We start from the raw sequence: 2,544 nt of genomic DNA on the forward strand, positions 1-2,544 counted from the left end.
GCGCTGTCGGCGGGGGTCTCACCCTGGGTCGCCGTGGGGGCGCTGGTCGCCGGGGCGGTGTTGCAGGTGGTGGCGGAGATGGGGCAGTCCGCGGGGTCCTGGCAGCTCTCCTTCGACCTGGCTCCGGCCGAGCGGGTCGGTGAGTACCAGGGGTTCTTCGGGACCGGGGTGACGGTGGCCCGGACCCTGGGGCCGCTGGTCCTGACGACGCTGCTGGTGGAGTGGGGTACGCCGGGGTGGCTGCTGCTCGGCGGGGCCACGCTCGTGGCGTCGTACGCGATGGGACCGGCCGCCGGGCGGGCCGCCGGCCGCGCACGGGGGAAGGACTCTCCGGAGGACGAAGACCTGGGCAGGGGCGTCTCGGAAGGGGATGTCGAGGCGCCCCTGCTCTTGAACTAGCCGGTGTCAGGCCGTCTTCGCAGCCGCCGTCACCGGAAGAGCGTCCACGAACAGCGCCCCCGCCAGCAGCCCCGCGCTGCCGCGGGGGCTCCACGCGCGCGTGCGCAGGTCCGTGTCGAGAGCGAGCAGGGCCGCACGGCCCGCTTCCGTCGTCGTGCCGCCCGCCTCCAGTACCTCGCGGGCGCCCGCCTGGACGTGACGCAGGCCCAAAGGGCCCGCCGTGTAGAGGAGTTCGGTGTCCTGGAGGGTGGACATCACGGTGAGCAGGGCGTCCAGGCGGGCCTCGGCCTCGTCGGCTCCGGCCCGGCGTGACCTGGCCAGCGCCTCCAACGCCCGCCGTACGTGCGGGAATCCGGCCCGTGCCTCGCCCCGCGCGCCCGCCGCACCGTACTTCGCGGACACCGAGGAGCCCCGGGAGGGCCGGCGCGGGGCGCGCTTGTCGGGGTGCGCGGCGATCTTCTTGGCGGCCGCCGTCACCTGCGTCGAGCGGGCCGCCGGGTCGAGGGCGGCCGCGGCGACCAGCAGACCGAGGGTCCACAGAGCGCCGCGGTGGCCGCCGCCGGCCAGGTCCACGGAGTGCTCGGTGGACCGGCCGATCGCGCCCAGCTCCGCACGGAGCTGGGGACTGGGCTCACCGGTGCGGCGGGCTGCCGCGGCCATCGCCACGAGGCCGGGCGCGAGCGCCTTGGCCGACCAGCGCAGCGAATCGTGGTCTTTGCGGGTGCGACGGGCCCCGAGGTCGCGGGGGTCGGGCAGGCCCGGCTTGGGAGCCAGGGCCAGCTGACCGGTCAGCGCGTCCACGGCGGCCAGCGCCAGGGCCTGGTCCTCGGGGCTGCTCATGTCCGTACCGTAGGAACGGTGTCCGTCAGGGACGTGAGTGCAGGCTGTGCGGGGGCTGAGAGTTCCGGCAGCAGTGCAGGGGGCGCGCGGCCGTCCTTCGTTCGGGTGAAATACACACCGGCTCCGCCGTTCCTCAAACGCCCGAACGGAGTAAAATTCTCGCAAACAGATCCCGGCGATGGGACTGCGTGGGCTTCCCTTGTCTCCCTGTCGGCACGAGCCCGGGTGCGTCGTGGCCGCTCAGAGCCCCGTGACCGCGCGACCGGCGACGGACGCTGACATGCCAACTCATCGAGGGGGAAACGGAGTTGGGCGGCTTGTGGTTAACATATCTGCCCTACGACCCCTGCTCGGAGGTCGTTCACTCTCACGAGCGTGTTCGCGCGCGGGACGCTCCGAATGTCCGTAATATCCGCCTTGCGTGGACCGTTCCTTGTCCATTCGCAGACCAGCGGGCACACGGAAGATCGAGGTTCGTCCATGAACACCCCCACCACCACCGCGGCCGAAGAGCCAGGGAAGCAGTCCACCGCCGGGGAGCGGATCCCCCTGGTGCGACTCGCCGCCCGTGCGGACGGCCTCTCCTCCGGTGCCCTCACCCGTGTCGTCTCGCACGGCACCCCCGACCGCGGGCCCGCCAAGGTGTCGGTGGCAGCGTTCCAGTCGGCCGTCTGACCCCTGCCCCCTCGGGCAGGAAACGCGCCGTGCGCTGATGGACCCCTCGCCGCACCCCCTGAGCCAGTTCGTGCTGAAGATGCACAGCCGCTGCGATCTCGCCTGCGACCACTGCTACGTCTTCGAGCACGCGGACCAGAGCTGGCGCGGCAAGCCGGTGGTGATCTCGGACGAACTGCTGGACCTCACCGCCCGGCGCATCGCCGAACACGCCCGCACTCACCGGCTCGACACCGTTCACGTCGTCCTGCACGGCGGGGAGCCCCTCCTCGCCGGCCGGAACAGGCTCCGCCGGGCCGCGCAGAGCTTATCCACCGCCCTGTCCGGCGTCAGCGCCCTCGATCTGCGCATCCACACCAACGGTGTCACCCTCGACGAGCAGTTCTGCGAACTGTTCGCCGAGTACGACATCAAGGTCGGTGTCTCCCTCGACGGCGACCGCGCCGCCAACGATTTGCATCGCCGCTATCGCAACGGCCGCAGCAGCCACATCCGGGTGCTGCGCGCGATCGAACTGCTGCGCGGCCCCCGCTACCGGCACCTCTTCGCCGGCCTGCTCTGCACGGTCGACCTGCGCAACGACCCCGTCACCGTGTACGACGCCCTCGCCGAACTCGCCCCGCCCCGCAT

The 2,544-nt window shown here is 72.2% G+C and carries 3 protein-coding genes and 1 pseudogene; 3 read left to right on the plus strand and 1 reads right to left on the minus strand.

All coding sequences use genetic code 11. The features are described 5' to 3' along the window. Positions 1 to 399: pseudogene (locus EHS43_RS42300) on the plus strand (MFS transporter); the annotation flags it as partial. A gap of 6 nt (positions 400 to 405) precedes the next feature. Here the strand turns inward: EHS43_RS42300 and EHS43_RS42305 are convergent. Then, a complete protein-coding gene (locus EHS43_RS42305; RefSeq protein ID WP_125195779.1) occupies positions 406 to 1,239 on the minus strand; it encodes a triphosphoribosyl-dephospho-CoA synthase in 834 nt (277 codons plus the stop codon). 480 nt (positions 1,240 to 1,719) lie between these two features. On the opposite strand from EHS43_RS42305, the gene EHS43_RS42310 reads away from it, so the two are divergent. Together EHS43_RS42310 and EHS43_RS42315 are read left to right on the plus strand one after the other, a co-directional pair. Next, positions 1,720 to 1,914, plus strand: coding sequence for an FXSXX-COOH protein (locus EHS43_RS42310; RefSeq protein ID WP_125195780.1), 195 nt, complete (start codon positions 1,720 to 1,722; stop codon positions 1,912 to 1,914). A gap of 37 nt (positions 1,915 to 1,951) precedes the next feature. Continuing rightward, on the plus strand, positions 1,952 to 2,544 hold a 593-nt coding region (locus EHS43_RS42315; RefSeq protein ID WP_125195781.1), incomplete at its 3' end, for a radical SAM protein.

This window comes from Streptomyces sp. RP5T, assembly GCF_003933965.1.
GTDB lineage: Bacteria > Actinomycetota > Actinomycetes > Streptomycetales > Streptomycetaceae > Streptomyces.